Source organism: Streptomyces sp. NPDC004752 (genome assembly GCF_053601275.1).
This window is the reverse complement of record NZ_JBSGBN010000047.1, coordinates 7,153-27,254: the sequence shown is the minus strand read 5'-3', so window position 1 is coordinate 27,254 and position 20,102 is coordinate 7,153. Positions and strand designations below refer to the sequence as shown.

Sequence of the window (20,102 nt, the reverse complement as noted above, 5' to 3'; positions counted from 1 at the left end):
GCCGTTCCGTCGTCTCATCCAGTGCGAGGTCTCATCCACCCGGACGTTCGTCCAGCCGTCACGAGGGAGCAAGGCGTTGTCCATCGTCATCGAGCAGCCCGTAGAGGCCCGTCTCGTCGCCGCAGCCCCGCGCATGCCCAGCATTCCCGCCACGCTGCGCTACGACCGGCGCGACCCGTTCGCCATCCGCATGACCTTCCCCGCCCCGGCCACCCTGGAGGGGGTGGAGGTCTGCTGGACGTTCGCCCGCGACCTCCTCGCGGACGGCCTGCACGGCCCGCAGGGACACGGCGACGTGCGCGTGCGCCCGTACGGGTACGAGCGGACCGTCCTGGAGTTCCACGCCCCCGAGGGCACGGCCGTCGTGCACGTCCACTCCGCCGAGATACGCCGGTTCCTCACGGCCACGAGCGATCTGGTGCCGCTCGGCCTTGAGCACCTGCAACTCGACCTGGACCACGACCTGGCCGAGCTGATACGGGACGCCTGACGGCCGCCGCGCCACGCCGCGCGACGGCGCTTCAGCGGATTAATCGCGTTGACAGCCACCGACCCCCCTCGTAGCGTTTCCGGTGGTCCTGTTGCCGTCGATTGGAGAAGGACGTTGCTCGTCTGAGGTCCTGAGTCACCGCGTCGCACACCTGAGAGGTGTGGGCGTTGCGTGCGACCTCGGCGTCCGAGCCGTCCTCCGGCACAGGGCTCTTCCATGGCCCCGGTCACCCCGGTTGCCGCCCCGCGGTGCCTCGATACGCGTTTGCCCTGACCGCACCAAGCAACCGCGAGGCCCCGTGTCCGCTTCCCCCAGCCATTCCGTCACCTGCACCTCCCTGTCCTTCGCCTGGCCCGACGGCACCCCCGTCCTCGACGGCCTCGACCTCGCCTTCGGCCCCGGCCGGACCGGCCTCGTCGGCGTCAACGGATCAGGGAAGTCGACCCTGTTGAAGCTGATCGCCGGCGAGCTGACCCCGTCCGCCGGCACCGTCCGGGTGACGGGCGAGATCGGCTACCTCCCGCAGAACGTCACCCTCGACACCGCGCTCCGCGTCGACGAGACCCTCGGCATCGCCGCCCGGCGGGCCGCGCTGCACGCCATCGAGGCGGGCGACGCGGCCGAGGAGCACTTCGAGGCGCTCGGCGACGACTGGGACGTCGAGGAGCGCGCCCTCGCCACCCTGGGCGCACTCGGCCTCGGCCACATCGGACTCGACCGGACCGTCGGCGAGGTCTCCGGCGGCGAGTCGGTGCTGCTGCGGCTGGCCGCGCTGCTGCTGCGCCGCCCGGACGCGCTGCTGCTCGACGAACCCACCAACAACCTCGACCTGTACGCGCGCCGACGGCTGTACGCGGCCGTCGCGTCCTGGCCGGGCGTGCTGGTCGTGGTCAGCCACGACCGCGAACTGCTCGACCTGGTCGACCAGATCGCCGATCTGCGCGCCGGGCGGGTCATCTGGTACGGCGGCGGCTTCTCGGCGTACGAGGAGGCCCTCGCCACCGAACAGGAGGCCGCCGAGCGCATGGTGCGGGTCGCGGAGGCCGACGTGCGCAGGCAGAAGCGCGAGTTGGCCGACGCCCAGGTGAAGCTGGCCCGCCGCAAGCGGTACGGGCAGAAAATGTTCGAGCAGAAACGCGAGCCGAAGATCGTCATGGGGGCACGCAGGCGCGCCGCCCAGGAGTCGGCGGGCAAGCACCGCATCCTGCACGAGGAGCGGCTGGCCGAGGCCAGGGACCGGCTCGGCGAGGCGGCGGAGGCCGTACGCGACGACGACGAGATCCGCGTCGACCTGCCGTACACGGCCGTCCCGCCGGGCCGGAGCGTCCTCACCCTGCGGAACCTGGAGCTGACGTACGGAGCGCGGGTCGGCGGCGTCCTTGAGGTGCGCGGGCCCGAGCGGATCGCGCTGCTCGGCCGCAACGGCGCGGGCAAGACGACGCTGCTGCGCACCGTCGCCGGGGAGCTGGCACCGGTGGCGGGCGAGGCGACGGCGCACGTCCCGCTGCGTTTCCTGCCGCAGCGGCTCGACGTCCTCGACGGCGAGCGGACCGTCGCCGAGAACGTGGCCCGGTATGCGCCGGGCGCCACCGACAACCGGATCCGGGCCCGGCTGGCCCGGTTCCTGTTCCGTGGCGCCCGGGCCGACCGCAAGGCGGCCACCCTGTCCGGCGGGGAACGCTTCCGGGCCGCGCTCGCCGCGCTGATGCTGGCGGAGCCCGCACCCCAGCTCCTCATGCTGGACGAGCCGACGAACAACCTGGACATGGCGAGCGCGCGGCAGCTCACCACGGCCCTGGAGTCGTACGAGGGTGCCCTGCTGGTGGCCAGTCATGACGTGCCGTTCCTGACGTCGGCCGGCATCACCCGCTGGCTGCTCCTGGAGGACGGCGAACTGAGAGAAATCACACCGGAGGCCGTCGGGTATCCCGCCTAGCGTCGGCGGTTGAGCGGCCGAACGGCCCGGCGGGCCGTGGTCTGACGGCGGGGGTCTTCCCCCGCCGTCCCGACCCGCATGACGGCGGACCCGCGCCGCATGCTGGATGCGGAACGCCGACGGTGGAAGGCGTACGTCGGGACGCTGCGCGCGCACGGCGGGGAGACGATCGAGGTGGATCCGGCCGACGGCTGCCCGGACTCCGTGTTCGTCACGCCCCGAAGACCCGGGAGTTGCCGGCCGACCTCGGTCACGAGGCGGTCCCGGTGGACATCGGCGAGTTCGAGAAGCCGGAGGGCTGTGTGATGTGTCTGTCGGTGCGGCTGCGGAAGCGGTACGCCTGATCCGCCGCCCGGCACCCCGCCGACACCGGGATCTCGGTGTTCCCGGGGCCTTTTCGTATCCCCGCCTTGTCCTGTGCACGGCGCCTGAGCAGCGCTCTTTACGCCACGCTTAACCTACGGGTTCGTAACCTACGGTCTCGTAGCCTACGATCACGTAGGTTTCTGGCACCGCTCGCCGGTCCGAGCCGTTCAACTCCCCCCTGTTCAGCGTCCCCCTGGAGTTCCTGTGACGATCACCTCTCCCCACCTCGGCAGCCCGTCCGTGTGGACCGATGCGCGGCTGCTGTACGCGCTGGAGGAAGTGGTCGAGGGCGAACTCAACCGCCATCTGACGGCCGCCAAGGACTGGATGCCGCACGAGTACGTGCCGTGGAGCGACGGCCGCAACTTCCCCGGGGTCTTCGACGACGGCGAGGCATGGGACAAAGGGCAGTCGAAGGTGACCGAGGTCGGCCGGATCGCTCTGGTGGTGAACCTGCTGACCGAGGACAACCTGCCCAGTTACCACCACGAGATCGCCACGCTCTTCGGCCGGGACGGCGCCTGGGGCACCTGGGTGCACCGCTGGACGGCCGAGGAGGGGCGGCACGGCATTGTGATGCGCGACTATCTGCTCGCCTCACGCGCGGTGGACCCGGACAAGCTGGAGCAGTTCCGGATGGCCCACATGAGCGAGGGCTTCGAGTCCGACAACCGGCACTCGATGCTGCACTCGATCGCCTACGTCGCCTTCCAGGAGCTGGCGACCCGAATCTCGCACCGCAACACCGGTCGCCAGTCGGGCGATCCGGTCTGCGACCGGATGCTGGCCCGGATCGCGACCGACGAGAACCTGCACATGGTCTTCTACCGCAATCTGCTGAAGGCGGCCTTCGAGATCGCGCCGGACCTCACGATGCAGGCCGTCCGGGACGTCGTCGTGAACTTCCGCATGCCCGGCCACGGCATCCCCGGCTTCGAGCGCGCCGCCGCCCAGATGGCGATCGGCGAGGTCTACAACCTGCGCATCCACCACGACGACGTGCTCCAGCCCGTCCTGCGCTTCCTGAAGGTCCTGGCGATCGACGGGCTCGGCCCCGAGGGGCTTCGGGCGCAGGAGGAACTGGGGATGTACATCGACGGCCTGGACACGGAGGCCGCGCGGTTCGACGAGCGGCTGGCCGCGCGCAAGGCCCGCATGGCGGCGCGGGCGGCTACCGTCTGACGGCCACCCCCCGGGGGGCGCACCGAACTCCCGGTGCGCCCTGCCCACGGGCCGCGTCCCGCGCTCCACGTCCTATGGCGTCATGCCGCGACGCATGACCGCAGCAGGACGGAGCCGGGGCCGGGGGCCGGAGTTCAGCAGACGCCGCTGTCGGCGATCTTGATCGTCGCGCGGGTCCGGCCGTTGTGGCTGCCGAGGCCCTCGACCTTGTCCACGATCTCCTGCCCCTCGACGACCTCGCCGAAGACCACGTGCTTGCCGTCCAGCCAGTCGGTGACGACCGTGGTGACGAAGAACTGCGAGCCGTTGGTGTCCGGCCCCCTGTTCGCCATGCTCAGCAGGTAGGGACGGTCGTGCCTGAGGGAGAAGTTCTCGTCCTCGAAGGTGCCGCCGTAGATGCTCTTGCCGCCGGTGCCGTTGCCCTCGGTGAAGTCACCGCCCTGCAGCATGAAGTCGGGTATCACCCGGTGGAACACCGATCCGGCGTAGCCGAAGCCGGGCTCGCCGGTGGCGAGCTGCCGGAAGTTCTCGGCGGTGCGGGGCACCACGTCGTCGAAGAGCCTGAACACGATCCGGCCGGCAGGCTGCTCGTCGATCGTGATGTCGAAGTACACGTTGTCACTCATGGCGATCAATCTATCTCCCGGCGGAACCCGGCCCGCGACTACGGTCCCCGAGGGCCAAAGATCAGGAAGCCGGGCAGCCGGAGAGAGGCCGGCGCGGGGGTGGCGGCCCGCGCCGGTTCAGCGGGACGTACGCCGCAGCTCCAGCCGTTCCTTCTCCGACAGACCGCCCCAGACACCGAAGCGCTCGTCGTGGTCCAGCGCGTACTCCAGGCAGGCGGAGCGGATCGGGCACAAGTCGCAGATCCGCTTCGCCTCGCGTACGGAGCTGCCGGGCTCGGGGAAGAAGAAATCGGCCCCGGTCTGCGCGCACAACGCCCCCTGCTGCCAGGTGAGGTCGGGCGCGGTGATCGTGTCGAAGTGCATGGCCAGGATGGTGCCGTCCGGTGAAAAACGTTCGATCAACGTCGGCTCAACGCCCGGCCCAGGGCCTCCGGCCGCCCCGATGATGCGCCGCAAAGGGGCCGTGGCGCACGGCGGCGCGCGGGAGCCGGGGAGAACCATGGGATTCCCTACGGTCACCCTCGGTGACCGCGGGTCGGTCCGGCGGGCGGCGGCGCTGGGGCGGCGCTTGTCAGTGGGCGGTGCGAGACTCGGCTGTGCACAGGACGGGACCTTTCCGAGGAGGGCGAAGATGCTCACCACCCGTTTCGTCGACGGCGCTCCGAACTGGATCGACGTCGCCACGTCCGACATCGACGGCACCGCCGCCTTCTATGGCGGTCTCTTCGGCTGGCGGTTCCGGTCGGCGGGCCCCGAAGCCGGCGGCTACGGCTTCTTCGAGCTGGACGGCACAGCCGTCGCCGGCGGTGCGCCGATCGCGGCGGAGCAGGGACCGACCTCCTGGACGGTGTACTTCCAGAGCGGGGACGCGCAGGCCACCGCGGATGCGGCCGAGCGGGCGCACGGCCGGGTGTTCTGCCCGCCGATGGACGTGCTGGGGCAGGGCCGCATGGCGGTGCTGGTCGACACCGCGGGTGTGCCGTTCGGGGTCTGGCAGCCCGAGCGGCTGAAGGGCATGGGCATGGCGGGCAAGGCCGGTTCGCTGTGCTGGGTCGAGCTGTACACACCGGATGTCGCGGCGGCCGCCGCGTTCTACTCCCGGACCCTCGGCCTGGAGACATCGGCCGTGCCCTTTCCCGGCGGCGCGTACACGTGCGTCAATCCGGCCGAGGGCGGGGAGGAGGCGATGTTCGGCGGGATCGTCCCGCTGGCCGACGACCCCGTGGAGGCGGCGGCCGGAGCGTACTGGCTGCCGTACTTCGGGGTCGAGGACCCGGACGCGGTGGTCGCGAAGGCGTTGGACCTGGGCGGCACGGTCCGGATGCCCGCCACCACCGTGGACGGCGTCGGCCGCATGGCCCGGATCGCCGACCCCCAGGGTGCCCGCTTCGCGGTGATCCGCGGCGAGCCCCCACAGGAGTGAGCGGCGCACGCCCCAGGGGCGTTCTGGGTGCCCCGCAGGGGCGCGGGGAACTGCGCGACCGGCCATGACGCCGCCGCGGACGAACGACGGCGCATCAACGTCCCCCGGCAGAGCGCTCAGTGCTTGTGCGCGGCGTGGGGCTCGTCCGACGAGTCCGACGACTTCGACGAGTCCGATGACTTCGATGAGTTCGACGCGTGCGGATCGTCCGGCGCGTGGGACGCATGCGATGCGTGCGGCTCGTATCCGGGAATCGTCCCGTCCGGCTTCTTGACCAGGAACAGGCCCACCATCCCCATGTCCGAGTGGCTCTGGACATGGCAGTGGTACATCCACGCGCCCGCGCCTACGCCCTCCCCCGCGAGCACCTGGAAGCCGAAGGAGTCGGCAGGGCCCACGATCTTGTTGTCGATCACCTGGCTGGGGTCGTCGGGGCCGGTGAGCATTCCGGTGCGGTTGTCCGCCCAGCGGTGACCGTGCATATGGAAGGTGTGGTAGTACTCGCCGTGCGTGATCATCACGAACTCGACCCGGTCGCCGACCGTCGCCTCGAAGTCGGGTCCGGTGTGCGGCGGACGGTTGTTGATGGTCATGTCGTTGAAGACGATGGTGTGCGTGCGGTCGGGCAGGATGTCGCCCTTGCGGCGCACGATCACCGGACCGTACAGGCCCTTGCGGATGCCGCCGGTGCCGTGCTCGGTGCCGACGACATGGTCGTGGTAGTGCCAGTAGCCGGCGCTGCCGGAGCGCCAGGTGCCGTCCGCCCGGCGTCCGGGCGCATGGGTGCGCCAGGTGTAGGTGCGGGTGCCGCCGGGCTCGACATCGCTCTTGTTCAACTTGGTGCCGTCGCTGGAGATCTCGTAGTCGAGGCCGTGGACGTGCAGGCTCGCGGTCACGTCCATGGTGTTCTCGAACTCGATGTGCAGCGTGTCGCCCTCGTTCAGCTCGATGAGCGGTCCGGGGACCGTCGCCTTGCCCTTCTCGAAGCCATAGCCCAGCTGCCCGTCGGCGAGCTTCTCGGCGTAGAGCTTGATGTGTCTGACCTCGCCGCCGGCCGGTGCGGTGCGCGGCGGCGGGAGGGCGCTGACGGCCTCTGGCGCCAGGGACAACGATGTCGCGACCACCGCGCCACCCAGCAGCACCCTCCGGTTGAACGCGCGTCTGTCCATGCGGAACTCCCCACCCTGGTAAGGACTTTGCGGAGGCGTACCTGTGATGAACCTGTGCGACGGTACCCGCCCCTCGGCCGTTTATCCACTGCCAGGACAAAGTTCGTTTGATTGCGGCCATAGGTATTGGCGAACCATGCAAAGGGCTCTAGCTTTCTTGGCGTTCTTGGCGCTGTTGCCGTGACCGAGGAGGTGCCCATGCACTTACGAGGGTTGAGCGCAAGAAGCAGAAGGAGACGGACCTGGGCGGCCACCGTGACCGCGGGTGTCGTCGCGGCCGGACTGCTCTCGGGTCCGGCCGCCAGCGCGCGGCCGGACCCGGACCCGTCCCTGACAACGATGTCGATCAAGTCGCCGCCGGGCGGCGCGAACGTAAGGGTGCTGCTCTTCTATGGCTCCGCGACCGCCGGGGACGAGTCACCGCTGGTGAACGCCGGGATCGAGGCGATCGAGAAGCTCGGTCTGTCCGGCCCGGCGGCAGAGCGCTTCACCGTCGAGGCCACGGGCGACGCCGCCGTGTTCACCGACGCGACAAAGCTCGGCCGTTTCAACTCCGTCGTCTTCCTGACCGGCGGCGGCGATGTCCTCGATCCCGCCCAGGAGGCCGGGCTTGAGACCTATATGGAGGCGGGCGGCGGATTCGTCGGCATCCATGACGCGGCCCGCGCCGAGCCGTACTCGGACTGGTTCACCGGTCTGATCGGCGCCCGCCCGGCCGCCTCCAGCCCGGCGGCGGTCCAGCGGGCCACGGTCGAGGTGGGCGACCGCCGGCATCCGGCCACCCAGGACCTGCCGCTCCAGTGGAAGCGGCCGGACCAGTGGTTCAACTGGGTGAAGAACCCGTCCGGTGACGTGCACACGGTGGCCCGGGTGCGCGAGTCGACGTACCGGCCCGGGGCGAGCGCCAACGGCGCGGACCACCCGGTCAGTTGGTGCCGGGACTACGACGGCGGCCGGTCCTTCTACACCGGCATGGGCGGCACCGTCTCGTCGTACGACGAGACCGACTTCCGTGCCCATCTGCGCGGCGCCCTGCTGTGGACGACGCGGCTCAGCCGGGCCGACTGCACGGCGACCATCAACGCCAACTACCGGGCCGAGCGCCTCACCCAGCCCAACCAGGCCGGGCAGAACGACCAGATCGGCGAGCCGCACGGCCTGGTCACCGCGCCCGACGGCCGGGTGCTGTACATCGGCCGCGGCGGCGCGGACTCCTCGCAGCCGGTGATCACCGACTGGAACAACCCGGACGTGGGCAAGGGCAAGGGGCAGATCCATGTCTACGACCCGAAGACCAAGAAGGTCACCCTGGCCGGGGAGTTGACGGTCTTCGGCAACAAGGGCGGCGGCGACGAGCTGACGAAGGTCGAGGAGGGGCTGCTCGGCATCGAGCTCGACCCGCGCTTCGAGCAGAACGGCTGGGTGTACCTGCACTACACGCCGCACTCGCGGCTCGACCGCGACACACAGACGGCGGAGCGGCGCGTCTCCCGCTTCACCCTCGACCTCGCCACCGACAAGCTCGACCTGAGCAGCGAGAAGGTTCTGCTCAAGTGGCCGGTGCAGGTGCACAGTTGCTGCCATGCGGGCGGCGGAATGACCTGGGACTCCCAGGGCAATCTGTACATCGCGACCGGCGACAACAACTCCAGCGGGTTCACAGGCGGATACTCCGGCAACAACCCGCAGCCGAGCTACAAGGGCGTGTCCTTCGCCGACGCGCGCCGCACCGCGGGCAACACCAACAACCTCAACGGCAAGATCCTGCGCATCCACCCGGAGCCAGACGGGACGTACACCCTGCCGGAGGGCAATCTCTTCACCGGCGAGGAGACCGACGAGGGCGGCGGCAAGACACGCGGCGAGATCTATGTGATGGGGGTGCGCAACCCCGCGCGCATCTTCGTCGACAGGGCGACGGACGTCCTGTACGCGGGCTGGGTCGGCCCGGACGCGGGCGAGCCGTCGACCACCTGGGGTCCGGCCAAGTACGACACGTTCGCCGTCATCACCGAGGCGGGCAACCGTGGTTGGCCGTACTGCATGGGCAACAAACAGCCCTACCGGGACCGTAACCTGCCCGACCCGTCGAAGCCGCTGGGCTGGTACGACTGCGACCACCCGAAGAACGAGTCGCCGAACAACGACGGGCTCGTCAACGTCCCCCCGGTGACCGGCAACAACGTCTGGTACTCGCCGCAGGGCGGCGGCCCGGACTACCCGCGTGACGCGAACGGAATCCCCTCGTACAAGAAGGAGGAGGCCACCTACCGGCTGCCATGGCTCAAGGGCGGCGGGCAGGCCGCGATGAACGGTCCCGTCTACCGCTACGACGCGAGAAGCGACAGCGCCGTGAAGTGGCCCGCGTACTGGGACGGCAAGTGGTTCATCGGCGACTTCTACGACGCCGACCAGCCGCGCAACGCCGTGCTGATGGATCCGAGGACCCAGGGCGACGGCGGGCTGCCGGTGCACTCGGAGTCCCTGAAGAAGATCGTGCCGATCGGCAACGACGGCATCAAGAACCTCATGGACTGGAAGTTCGGTCCGGACGGCGCGCTGTACGTCCTCGACTACGGGCGCGGCTTCTTCACCTCGGACGGCAAGTCGGCGCTGTGGCGGGTGACCTACACCGGCGGCGGTCCGACACCGCCTGCCGACCAACTCGCCAGGGGGGCACAGTGACACGGCGACGAAGACTGCTGACGGCGCTGCTGGCCGCCGTCCTCGTCCTGCTCGGACTCCAGGCGACCCCCGCCACCGGGCGCGACGACGCCCCGGCGGCGGCCGAGCAGGTGCTCACCTGGACGGCGGGCGACGACATCACCGCATACCGCTCGGCGCCCAAGACGGCGGTCGCTGGGCAGGCCACGATCGTCTTCGAGAACAGCGCGGCGACCGGCAACACCACCGGCATGCCGCACACGCTGACCTTCGTGACCACGGACCCGGAGTACAACGACGACGTCCAGATCAACATCCTCGCCAACCCCTTCGACGACCAGGGCGGCCGGCACACCGCCGAGGTCACCCTGACCCCGGGCCGCTACTTCTACCACTGCACCATCCCCGGCCACGGCCAGATGCAGGGCGTCCTGGTGGTGACCGAGGGCGGCGGCTCGGACACGACGGCGCCCGAGACCTCGGCGCGGGTCGACGGCACCCGCAACGCGCAGGGCGAGTACGTCGGTTCGGCGAGCGTGTCGATCGCCGCCACCGACGAGGGCTCCGGCGTGGACCGGGTCGAGTACGCGATCGGCGAGGAGGGCGCCTGGCAGCCGTACACCGCCGCCGTGGTGATCGACCAGGTGGGCGGCCACACCGTGCGCTACCGGGCGACCGACAAGGCGGGCAACGTGGCCGCGGAGAAGAACGTGGAGTTCACCGTCGTCGCCCCGCCCTCCAACGACACGACCCCGCCGCAGACCTCGGCGACGGTCAGCGGTGAACACACCGCCGACGGTTCCTATATCGACATGGCGACGGTCACGGTCTCCGCCTCGGACACCGGGACCGGCGTCAACACCATCGAGTACGCGGTCGACGCGGGCGCCTGGCAGCCGTACAGCGGACCGGTGATGGTGCATCAGACCGGCTCCCACACCGTCCGCTACCGGGCCACGGACAAGGCGGGCAATGTGTCCGCCGACAGAAGCGTGGAGTTCACCGTGGTCTCCGCGCCGCCGCAGGACACCACCGCGCCGGTCACCGGCGTGAGCGTCGACGGCACGCGGAACTCGGACGGGGCGTACGTGGGCAACGCCAAGGTGACCGTGACCGCCACGGACGAGGGCGGTTCCGGGGTGGCCGGCATCGAGTACTCGCTCGACGGCGGGCCCTATCTGGCGTACACCACCCCCGTGGTGGTGGACCGGGCCGGTGCGCGCACCGTGACGTACCGGGCGAGCGACAAGGCCGGCAACACCTCCGAGCCGCGGACCGTCAGCTTCACGGTCGTCGCAGGCGGCGGCGTGCCCGCGCCCAACTGCCCCGAGTACGACGAGCGGTTGACGGTGATCGTGGGCACGGTCGACACGGGCGTGCCGAACCGGGTCACCAACAACCGGTGCCGCGTCAACGAGTTGATCGAGGACGAGAAGGAGTGGACGTCCCAGGCGCTGTTCCTCAAGCATGTCAGGACGGTCCTGGACCGGCTCCGCAAGGAAGGGGTGATCGACCAGCGCGAGTACAACGCCATCCAGAAGGCCGCCCGCCAGTCCGACATCGGCAAGCCGGGCCAGACCACGGGCTACCGCACGATCCTGGACGGCACCGCCGGTACCTTCGCCAAGTGGGACCACGTGGGCGGCGGTTCGTTCGCGCTGAACGGCGACGGGTCGATCACCAGCGGCACCAGCAAGGACGGCCTGGGCATGCTGTGGTATCCGCAGCGCAAGTACGGCGACTTCTCGCTGCGGCTCCAGTGGCGTGACGACGCTCCGGGCACAGGCAACGCCAACTCCGGTGTGTTCGTGCGCTTCCCGCAGGTCCACGACCATCCGGAGGAGTCACGGCCGGAGTGGGTCGCCATCAAGTTCGGGCACGAGGTGCAGGTGCTCGACCGGCCCGACGGCGACATGTACAAGACCGGCTCGGTCTACGGCTTCGACCGGGTCGGGCTGGCCGGCGCCGGGGTGACGCAGAAGGGCACCTGGAACGACTACGAGATCCGCGTGGTCGACCAGCACTACTCCGTCTACCGCAACGGCGTGCTGATCAACGAGTTCGACAACATCGGCGGCCAGGACTTCTCCCCGCCCCGCTCGGACGACCCGGGCACCGACGGACGGCGGTTCGCCTCCGGCTACGTCGGACTGCAGGTGCACAGCACGACGGATGTGATCTCCTACCGGGACATCCGGATCAAGGACCTGTAGGGCGGCGGAGTACCGGGGAACAGCGCAGACAGGAGCCACGCGACACGGGAACCATGCGGCACAGGAACCGCGCGGCACGGGAGCCACGCGGCACAGGAACCATGCGGCACGGGAGCCACGCGGTACAGGAGCCGGCCGGCCGTCAGGACCCGGCCGGCTTCTCCTTGCGCGCCCGGCTCGGCTGCACCCGCTTGGGCTCCCCCGGCATCTTCGGGTACTCGGGCGGGTACGGCAGGTCCCCCAGGCCGTGCTCGTGCTCGTCCCGGCGCGCCAGGTCGAGCAGGGCGTCCAGGGAGAAGGCGTGGTCGTCCATGTCCGCGTGCACATCGCCCAGTTCGGCGAAGCGCGCGGGCATGGTCGCGAGGTCGAAGTCCAGAGGCTGGACCTCGTCCACCTCGGACCAGCGCAGCGGGGCCGAGACCGGGGCGTAGGGGCGGGGGCGCACGGAGTAGGCGGAGGCGATGGTGCGGTCGCGTGCGGTCTGGTTGTAGTCGACGAAGATGCGCTCGCCGCGCTCCTCCTTCCACCACTTGATCGTCACCCGGTCCGGCATCCGGCGTTCCAGTTCGCGTCCCACGGCGATGGCCGCGCGCCGTACCTGAGTGAAGGTCCAGCGCGGTTCGATCGGTACGAAGACATGCAGTCCGCGTCCGCCGGAGGTCTTGGGCCAGCCCCGCAGTCCGCCGAACTCGTCGAGGACCGCGCGTAGTTCGTGGGCGGCGCGGACGGCGTCGGCGAAGTCGGTGCCGGGCTGCGGGTCGAGGTCGATGCGCAGTTCGTCGGGCCGGTCGACGTCGTCGCGGCGCACCGGCCAGGGGTGGAAGGTGAGCGTGCCGAACTGCGCCGCCCACACGACGGCGGCCTCCTCGGTGGGACACATCTCGTCGGCGCTGCGACCGCTGGGGAAGGTGATGTGAGCGGTCGGGATCCAGTCGGGCATGTTCCTGGGCGCCCGCTTCTGGAAGAAGGACTCGCCGGTCACTCCCTCGGGGTAGCGCTCCAGGGTGGTGGGGCGGTCGCGCAGGGTGCGCAGGATGCCGGGGCCGACCGCCAGGTAGTACTGGGCGAGGTCCAGCTTGGTGAAACCGCGCTCCGGGAAGAAGACCTTGTCCGGGCTGGACAGCCGTACCGTCCGGCCGCCCGCCTCCAGTTCCACCGCGTCACCCATGCGGCCACGGTAGGCGTAGCGCGCACACCTCGCACACCGGGACGCACCCGGCGTATGCGCGATGCCACGCACACGCGCAGAATCGGACCATGGAGCTGCCGGTCATGCCGCCCGTGAAGCCGATGCTCGCCAAGGCGGTGGCGGGCATCCCGCCGGACATGCACTACGAGGCGAAGTGGGACGGTTTTCGTGCCATCGTGTTTCGCGACGGTCCCGAGATGGAGCTGGGCAGCCGCACCGGCAAGCCGCTGACCAGGTATTTTCCCGAACTGGTGGCGGCGCTCAAGGAGCGGGTGCCCAAGCGGTGCGTGCTGGACGGGGAGATCGTGATCGCCCTGAACGGCCGACTGGACTTCGACGCGCTGACCGAGCGCATCCACCCGGCCGACTCCCGGGTGCGCATGCTCGCCGAGCGGACGCCCGCCTCGTTCGTCGCCTTCGATCTGCTGGCGCTGGACGACGAGTCGCTGCTGGACGTGCCGCTGACGGACCGGCGGGCGCTCCTGGTGCGGGCGCTGTCCGGCACGACGGCGCCCGTGCACCTGGCGCCTGCGACCACGGACATCGACGTGGCGCGGCGCTGGTTCGAGCAGTACGAGGGCGCGGGCCTGGACGGTGTCATCGCCAAGCCCCCGGCCGGGCGTTACCGGCAGGACGAGCGGGCGATGTTCAAGATCAAGCACGAGCGCACAGCGGATGTCGTGGTGGCCGGCTACCGCTTTCACAAGAGCGGCCCGGTGGTGGGTTCGCTGCTGCTGGGCCTGTACGACGACCGCGGCACGCTCCAGCACGTGGGCGTGTCCGCCGCGTTTTCGATGAAGCGGCGCGCGGAGCTGGTCGAGGAACTGGAGCCGCTGCGGATGACGGATGTGGCCGGACACCCGTGGGCGGCCTGGTCCGAGGAGTCCGCGCACGAGACGGCCCGGCTGCCCGGGGCACCGAGCCGTTGGTCGGGCAGGAAGGACCTGTCCTGGGTGCCGCTGCGGCCGGAGCGGGTGGCGGAGGTGGCGTACGACCACATGGAGAACGGGGCCCGCTTCCGGCACACCGCCCGCTTCCGCCGCTGGCGCCCGGATCGCACCGCCGAGAGCTGCACCTACGCCCAGCTGGAGGAACCGGTGGGCTACGACCTCGCGGAGATCCTCGGCCCACAGGACTGACGCACGGCGCGCGCCCGTCCGAGGGGCGGCTCGGCCGACCGGCGTGGCCGACGCGCCCGATCGAAACCATCGGGCAGGGGCCGAACCATCGGGCAGGGGATGCGGAGGCCGCGCTGGCCTGCGCCCAGGCCAGGCTGGGGCTCGCTCCGGCCGAGGCCGCGCGGGCGGTGACCGTGGCCGCCGGGACCGCCCGCTTCGACCTGTGCCCTCGCCGACCGCGCCCGGGGCGGCGGGAACCCGGTGTTCCCCTCGCCGAGTCGACCGCGGCGGTCGGCGAGGAGTACGGGCCGTACGTCCACCGGGGCGCGCCACCAGCCAGGGCATCCTGGACACGGCGACGACGCCGGTCGCCGTGCGGGCCCTGGCGCCGGTGCCGGTGCCTTGCCGGTGCCGGTGCCTGTGCCGATGCCTTGCCGGTGCCTGTGCCGATGCCTTGCCGGTGCCGATGCCTTGCCTGTGCCTGTGCCTGTGCCTGTGCCAGCCGACCTCGCCCGGACGGAGCGGGCTCTGATCGGCCGGCCGCCGAGCACCGCGACGCACCGATACCGGGACGCACGTCGGCCCAACATGCCGTGCCGACCGCCTTCGGGTTGAAGGCAGCGGGCCGACGCTCGCCGGCGCCCGGCGCCCGACGCGCGGAACCGTGGCACTCGGTCCGCGCCGCGCTGCTCCTCCGCCCACTTCGACGGCGCCGGTCCCTGGCCGGGAGCGGGCCGAGCGGGTCCGCCGGGAGGGCGTTCAGCGGCTGGCGGAGAACGCCGGGGCCCTCCGTTTCACGCGGAGTCTCACCGTGCCGCGGCTGCTCCGGGGCCAGCGGGACGCCGACCCGGCAGCATACGCCGCCTGCTGCGACGCTCTCGCCGCGTTCGACCTGCGGGACCGGCCGACGGGGATCTCCGTGCGCACGCTGCTGATCACGGGCCGAGAGGCCCCCGCGACCCCGCCCGCCCATCTGCGGGAGATCGCGGACGCGGTGCGTCGGCGCCGCGCTCGTCGAGATCCCCGGGGCCGAGCGTCTGGCGCCCGCCCAGTGCCCGCGGGCCATGCCGACCGCGCTGCGGACGCATCTGCGTGCCCATCGGCGAGGGCGGCACCCGTCGGCGGGGGCAGCCCCCGTCGGCGCCGCCGGCACGGTCAGTGGGGCACGCTCGCCGTCTCCAGTGCCTCCTCGGCCCGTGCCACCAGTCCGTCCGCGCCGCATGAACGCGCCAGTGACAGGCCCCGGTTGAGTTCGGCGGCCGAACGGACCGCGATGCCGTAGTCGATACGGGCCGCCGCATGCTCGTACTGGCAGGGCGATGCCTCCAGATACGCCACGGCCTGGGCGGCCAGACGCACCGCGCGCTGCCCGGTCTCCAGCGCCGCCGCACACCGCAGAGCCTCGCCTATCGCCGTGTCCGTGCCGAACCGCTCGGCCTGCCGACGGGCGTCGGTGACCAGTTGGGCGGCGCGGGCCGGGTCCGTCACGGCGAGCGCCCTGGCCAGGTCGACGGCCCAGGTGGCGAGCACCGGGTTGTGGCCGCCGCGGGAGGCGGCGGCCTTCTCGGCGGCCTCCAGTTCGTTGATGCCCTCCTCGGTGCGGCCGACGGCGAGCAGCAGACGGCCGCGCACGGAGCGGGTGTCGGGCAGCACGATGGTCGACGGATAGGGCGGCGCGAAACCGTACTGCTCGGCGACCGTCCAGGCCTCCTCGACCCGGCCGCGGGCCAGCAGTGTGTCGACGAGTCCGCAGCTCGCCGACCAGTGCAGGGGCAGCCGTCGGCCGACCCGCTCGGCCAGTTCCAGCGAGTCGCGCAGGATGGTCTCCGCGTCCTTCAGCCGGCCCTGTCTGCGGTAGGCGAGACCGAGATACGCGTTCGCCAGGGAGAGGTGGCCGCCGCTCCAGCGCGCGGTGGTGTAGGAGCGCAGCGCCTCGGCGAACAGGCTCTCGGCACGGTCGAGGCGGTCGGCGTAGGCGTACGCACTGCCCAGCATCATCAGCAGTTCGATGCCCCACTCGGTGTCGGTCCAGCCGAGTCCCGGCGCCAGACGGCCGTTGACCAGGGCCCGATCGCACAGCTCGACGACCTCCTCGGCGCTCTCGCCGTGCGTCATCGCGTCGAATCCGCGCAGGATCAGCAGGGCCCGTTCGGAGTTGTCGCGGCCGGTGCAGGTCCGGGCGAGGTCGGCGAGCCGCTGGGAGCGGCCCGGCGCCGCGGCCTCGCCGTGGATGCCCTCCCACATGAAGTGCACGGCCTGCAAGCGCATCCGGACGGGTCCCGGTTCGTGGCGTGCCGCCTCGGCCTCGACGGTGCGCACGGCCTCCTCCAACTGGTCGTTGTGGAGGAGCGCTTGGGAGAGGCGGATGACGGCGTCGACGCGGGTGTCACCGTCGAGGCCGCGCATGCCGAGGGCGCTCTGCAGATGGTCGATGGTGGTGGCGGGCGCCGTCAGCAGGGTGGCGCAGCCCAGTTCGTAGAGCACCCGGGCATGGGCCGCGGGCAGCGGTGGCTCCAGCAGGGCACGCTCCAGACAGCGCCGGGCCGCGTCGGGCGCGCCGACGGCGAGGTGTTCGCGGGCGGCCTCGCGCAACTGCTCGACGAGTTCCTCGTCGTCGTCCGGGTGCACCTGGAGCAGATGCCGGGAGGCCGCGGCGGCACCGCGCCCCGAGTCGGTGACGACCTGGGCGGCGATGCCGTGCATGGCGGTGCACAGCGCTTCCGGGATGGAGTTGTAGACCGCGGAGGCGATCAGCGGGTGGACGAAGTCCAGCTCGCCCTCGTCCGGGCGGGTGTGCGCCGGATCCGGCCGGGTGAGGATGCGGGCGGTGCACAGCAGTTCGGCGCAGTGCTCCGCCACTTCGACGCTCATGGTGGCGAGTTGGGCGACCAGGTCCACGGTGATGCCGGTACCGAGAATGGCGGCGGCCCAGGCGAACCGGGTGGCGTCGATCCCGAGGCCCTCCAGCCGGGCGACGAGTCCGCCGCCGCGGGCGGAGCGGTTGAGCGGGCGCAGTTCCCCGGCGTGCGCCTCGACCGGGTCGAGTTCGCTGTCCTGGACCTTGGCGAGCAGTTCCACGGTCTCGTACGGGTTGCCGCCGGTGACCGCCCAGACCTCGCGGCAGAACGGGGCGTCCGCGTGCGGGCCGAGGGTGGCGCGGGTCAGTCCGGCCGTGGCGTCCGGGGTGAGGGCGCTGAGGCTGGTGACGGGGCTGCCCGCGGCGGCGGCGACCGCGTCGAGGTGCCGGGCGCTCTCGCCGCTCACCTCGCCGGGCCTGCGGGCGACCAGGACCAGCACGGACAGGTCGTGCAGGCGCTCCGCGAAGGCGGCCAGCCAGCGCAGGGTCTCCTGGTCGGCCCAGTGGGCGTCGTCGATCAGCAGCACCAGCGGCCACTCCCGTTCGGCCAGTCGGCCGACCGCGGCGACGAGCCCGTCGCACACGCCCTGCGGGTCCGCGTGCCCCTCCCCGGGGTCCGCTACGCCGAGGGCCGGGCCCGCGATGTCGTACCACTCGCCGAGGTACTCGCGTGCCTCCTCGGGCATCAGCGACACCAGGGCGGGCTGGAGCAGTTGCCTTACCACATTGAACGGGACGGACCGCAGTGTCTCGCCGCCGCGGGTGGACCACACCGTGCAGCCGCGGCGCTCGGCGACGCGCCGGGTCTCGGCCAGGAGCCGGGTCTTGCCGAGTCCCGCCTCGCCCTGGAAGACCAGCAGGTTTCCCGTGGACGACTGGTCGGCGCACAGGACGTCGAGCGCCTGCGTGACGGTGGCGATCTCCGCGTCGCGCTCCCACAGGGAAGCCGAGGCGGCCGCGCGTGGCCGCCGTCCCTCCGTCATCCCGTTACCTCCCCAAGTCGCCCGAACGACGTACAGACCCCGAGCGTAGCCGTCCGACGGGTTGTGCGGAGGAGGGTCCGGGCAGCTGTTGCCGTGACGGGTGAACCGGATCGCGGGCGGACGACGCGCCCCGGCCCCGACACGCCGGTGTCGAGCGAACGGAGGGTCAACGGGCCTTCAAATGAAGCGGATCCTCGTGATGCCTTCAAAAGAAGCGGATCTTCGTGGATCGCGCACCTCCTGGCGCTCCGCCGGCCCGCGGACGGGTCTGCGGACCGCTGCCGGACCGGCAGGCGACATAGCCGTCCCACGCGCGCCCACGCCCGCGCCGACCGAGACGGAGCTGTTCCATGTGACCGGCGCGGCGGAGCCGTCCGCGGCGGACGTGTTGGCGACGCCGACCCGGCTGACGGCCCGGACCGCCGTGGACGCCGTCCGATCGGTGGGCGCCACGAATGTTGACGCCTCGGGCATCGTCGCCTCGGGCAGCGATCGCCACCTCGGACGTCGCCTCGGCCAGAGGCCGCCGTCATCCGCCGCTGATGCGGATGCTCCGGGGCGAGCTGCCGGGCGGGGCGGGGCGCTCCTTTGACGCGTGGGGCCCGCCCGGCCCCGCCGAAGAGGCGTACGCGTTCGTCGTCCTCGGGATCCCGACCGCGCACGGGCTCCCGGGCACCGGTCGGGCCGGTGCTGAAACGACCGGCCGTGGCGACGGTTCCGGGGCCTCTCATCCGGCTTTCACCCATGCCTCATACGGTGGGGTCATGACGCAGGTGACTCCTCCCGGGTGGTACCCCGACCCCGGGCAGACGAATGACGGTCCGCCCACCGAGCGCTGGTGGGACGGCAGGGCCTGGACGGACCAGACCCGCCCCACCGGGTCGGCCACAGTATGGGGTCCCCCGACGCATCCGGCCGGGCCCTATCCGCCCTTCCCCGCGCAGCCGCCGGCCGGCGCCCGGCGGGGTCTGCGCACCGGGATCGCGGTCGGTGTGGCGGCGGCGGTGCTCGCGGGCATCGGGATCGGCGTGTACGCGCTGTCCGACAGCGGCTCCGGCGGCAACCGGGTCGACTCCCAGCAGGGACCGGGCAGACAGAACGGTACCGAGGGGCAGAGCGGCGGGCCGGGCGGTCCCTTCGGCGGGCCGGGCGGCGGCTCGGGCGGCGGATCCGGTGACTCGGGGGGCTCGGGCGGTTCGGGCGGGTCCGGCGACTCGCCGGCGCCCGGCGAGTCCGAGGCGCCGAAGGTCGAGGGCGGCGGCACGGTGTCGGACCCGGTCAACGGGATCAGTTTGCCGGTACCGGACGGCTGGACCGGGCAGGCGTTCAGCGCGGGCGCGCAGGTGACGTCCGACCACTCCTACAAGTGTCCGGGCGACACCTCGCAGACGTGCACCCAGGGCGGTGCCTACTCGGCGCCGACGCAGGCGCTGGGCACCAAGGGGAGCACGGCCGAGGAGGTCGCCAAGGCGGACATCGCGGCCAACGCGCAGGAGTCGTACGGAGGCAAGACCTACGGCGGCATCACCTCGCACGAGGTGCTGGCCGCCAAGGCGGTCACCGTGGCCGGGCAGCAGGGCTACCTGGTCCGCTGGAAGGCGGTCACCAGCAAGGGCGCCGACGGCTATGTCGAGTCGCTCGCCTTCCCCTCCCCGGCCGGCACCCGGCAGATGGTGGTGATCCGCTTCGGCGTCGACGTCGACGCCGAGCAGAGTGTGTCGGTGATCGACGAAATCACCCAGGGCATCAAGGTGTCGTCGGGCAGCGGCGACGGACAGAACGTCTGAACCGTCCGCGACCGCGCCGTCGCACGGGTCATCCGGGTGGGTCGGGCGGGGGGGGGGCCGCGCCGCGCGCCGGGGGGGCCCCCCCCCCGATGCGCACGC

The 20,102-nt window shown here is 71.6% G+C and carries 13 protein-coding genes and 3 pseudogenes; 11 read left to right on the top strand and 5 right to left on the bottom strand.

The genetic code is table 11. The annotated features are described in order from the left end of the window. The first annotated feature begins 76 nt into the window (after positions 1-76). The 4 genes and pseudogenes from ACWEKM_RS20730 to ACWEKM_RS20715 all read left to right on the top strand — a co-directional run bounded on the left by ACWEKM_RS20730 (position 77) and on the right by ACWEKM_RS20715 (position 3,974). The gene (locus ACWEKM_RS20730) at positions 77-490 is read left to right on the top strand and encodes an SsgA family sporulation/cell division regulator (RefSeq protein WP_451622653.1); all 414 of its coding nucleotides are present in this window, start codon (positions 77-79) and stop codon (positions 488-490) included. Between the two features lie 298 nt (positions 491-788). Continuing rightward, on the top strand, positions 789-2,426 hold the full coding sequence (locus ACWEKM_RS20725) for an ABC-F family ATP-binding cassette domain-containing protein (RefSeq protein ID WP_451622652.1): 1,638 nt from the start codon (positions 789-791) through the stop codon (positions 2,424-2,426). Between the two features lie 182 nt (positions 2,427-2,608). Then, positions 2,609-2,770 (top strand): annotated as a pseudogene (locus ACWEKM_RS20720) (N(G),N(G)-dimethylarginine dimethylaminohydrolase); the annotation flags it as partial. A gap of 226 nt (positions 2,771-2,996) precedes the next feature. Then, the gene (locus ACWEKM_RS20715) at positions 2,997-3,974 is read left to right on the top strand and encodes an acyl-ACP desaturase (protein WP_451622651.1); all 978 of its coding nucleotides are present in this window, start codon (positions 2,997-2,999) and stop codon (positions 3,972-3,974) included. A 134-nt stretch (positions 3,975-4,108) separates the two neighbouring features. Here ACWEKM_RS20715 and ACWEKM_RS20710 read toward each other — a convergent pair whose 3' ends face one another. Next, complete coding sequence (locus ACWEKM_RS20710) at positions 4,109-4,600, bottom strand: peptidylprolyl isomerase (RefSeq protein ID WP_451622650.1); 492 nt, start codon at positions 4,598-4,600, stop codon at positions 4,109-4,111. Between the two features lie 117 nt (positions 4,601-4,717). Beyond that, on the bottom strand, positions 4,718-4,963 hold the full coding sequence (locus ACWEKM_RS20705) for a WhiB family transcriptional regulator (RefSeq protein ID WP_451622649.1): 246 nt from the start codon (positions 4,961-4,963) through the stop codon (positions 4,718-4,720). Positions 4,964-5,231: 268 nt separating this feature from the next. Between ACWEKM_RS20705 and ACWEKM_RS20700 the strand changes: the two genes are divergently transcribed. Further along, positions 5,232-6,023: a VOC family protein gene (locus ACWEKM_RS20700; RefSeq protein ID WP_451622648.1), complete on the top strand. Its 792-nt coding sequence runs from the start codon at positions 5,232-5,234 to the stop codon at positions 6,021-6,023. Between the two features lie 116 nt (positions 6,024-6,139). Here ACWEKM_RS20700 and ACWEKM_RS20695 read toward each other — a convergent pair whose 3' ends face one another. Next, the gene (locus ACWEKM_RS20695; protein WP_451622647.1) at positions 6,140-7,192 is read right to left on the bottom strand and encodes a multicopper oxidase domain-containing protein; all 1,053 of its coding nucleotides are present in this window, start codon (positions 7,190-7,192) and stop codon (positions 6,140-6,142) included. A gap of 198 nt (positions 7,193-7,390) precedes the next feature. Here ACWEKM_RS20695 and ACWEKM_RS20690 point away from each other — a divergent pair, with 198 nt between their 5' ends. Both ACWEKM_RS20690 and ACWEKM_RS20685 read left to right on the top strand, forming a co-directional pair. Beyond that, positions 7,391-9,877: a ThuA domain-containing protein gene (locus tag ACWEKM_RS20690; protein WP_451622646.1), complete on the top strand. Its 2,487-nt coding sequence runs from the start codon at positions 7,391-7,393 to the stop codon at positions 9,875-9,877. Continuing rightward, the gene (locus ACWEKM_RS20685; protein ID WP_451622645.1) at positions 9,874-12,069 is read left to right on the top strand and encodes an OmpL47-type beta-barrel domain-containing protein; all 2,196 of its coding nucleotides are present in this window, start codon (positions 9,874-9,876) and stop codon (positions 12,067-12,069) included. Before ACWEKM_RS20690 ends, ACWEKM_RS20685 begins: the two co-directional genes overlap by 4 nt. A gap of 142 nt (positions 12,070-12,211) precedes the next feature. On the opposite strand, the gene ligD is transcribed toward ACWEKM_RS20685, so the two are convergent. Further along, positions 12,212-13,237 carry a non-homologous end-joining DNA ligase gene (gene ligD / locus ACWEKM_RS20680; protein WP_451622644.1) on the bottom strand — a complete coding sequence of 342 codons (1,026 nt, stop codon included), beginning with the start codon at positions 13,235-13,237 and terminating at the stop codon, positions 12,212-12,214. Positions 13,238-13,326: 89 nt separating this feature from the next. On the opposite strand from ligD, the gene ACWEKM_RS20675 reads away from it, so the two are divergent. The 3 genes and pseudogenes from ACWEKM_RS20675 to ACWEKM_RS20665 form a co-directional block, all read left to right on the top strand. After that, a complete protein-coding gene (locus ACWEKM_RS20675) occupies positions 13,327-14,397 on the top strand; it encodes an ATP-dependent DNA ligase (RefSeq protein WP_451622643.1) in 1,071 nt (356 codons plus the stop codon). 59 nt (positions 14,398-14,456) lie between these two features. Then, a pseudogene (locus ACWEKM_RS20670) lies at positions 14,457-15,029 on the top strand (hypothetical protein); the annotation flags it as partial. Positions 15,030-15,063: 34 nt separating this feature from the next. After that, positions 15,064-15,467 (top strand): annotated as a pseudogene (locus ACWEKM_RS20665) (4-carboxymuconolactone decarboxylase); the annotation flags it as partial. A gap of 64 nt (positions 15,468-15,531) precedes the next feature. Here the strand turns inward: ACWEKM_RS20665 and ACWEKM_RS20660 are convergent. Continuing rightward, a complete protein-coding gene (locus tag ACWEKM_RS20660) occupies positions 15,532-18,216 on the bottom strand; it encodes an ATP-binding protein (protein WP_451622642.1) in 2,685 nt (894 codons plus the stop codon). A gap of 764 nt (positions 18,217-18,980) precedes the next feature. Between ACWEKM_RS20660 and ACWEKM_RS20655 the strand changes: the two genes are divergently transcribed. Continuing rightward, complete coding sequence (locus tag ACWEKM_RS20655; protein ID WP_451622641.1) at positions 18,981-20,003, top strand: DUF2510 domain-containing protein; 1,023 nt, start codon at positions 18,981-18,983, stop codon at positions 20,001-20,003. Positions 20,004-20,102 lie beyond the last annotated feature (99 nt).

Bases quoted from the DNA above. Each gene is read 5' to 3' on its own strand.
- ACWEKM_RS20710 (WP_451622650.1), bottom strand. From the start codon at position 4,600: ATGAGTGACAACGTGTACTTCGACATCACGATCGACGAGCAGCCTGCC.
- ACWEKM_RS20705 (WP_451622649.1), bottom strand. From the start codon at position 4,963: ATGCACTTCGACACGATCACCGCGCCCGACCTCACCTGGCAGCAGGGG.
- ACWEKM_RS20700 (WP_451622648.1), top strand. From the start codon at position 5,232: ATGCTCACCACCCGTTTCGTCGACGGCGCTCCGAACTGGATCGACGTC.
- ACWEKM_RS20695 (WP_451622647.1), bottom strand. From the start codon at position 7,192: ATGGACAGACGCGCGTTCAACCGGAGGGTGCTGCTGGGTGGCGCGGTG.
- ACWEKM_RS20690 (WP_451622646.1), top strand. From the start codon at position 7,391: ATGCACTTACGAGGGTTGAGCGCAAGAAGCAGAAGGAGACGGACCTGG.
- ligD (WP_451622644.1), bottom strand. From the start codon at position 13,237: ATGGGTGACGCGGTGGAACTGGAGGCGGGCGGCCGGACGGTACGGCTG.
- ACWEKM_RS20675 (WP_451622643.1), top strand. From the start codon at position 13,327: ATGGAGCTGCCGGTCATGCCGCCCGTGAAGCCGATGCTCGCCAAGGCG.
- ACWEKM_RS20660 (WP_451622642.1), bottom strand. From the start codon at position 18,216: ATGACGGAGGGACGGCGGCCACGCGCGGCCGCCTCGGCTTCCCTGTGG.
- ACWEKM_RS20655 (WP_451622641.1), top strand. From the start codon at position 18,981: ATGACGCAGGTGACTCCTCCCGGGTGGTACCCCGACCCCGGGCAGACG.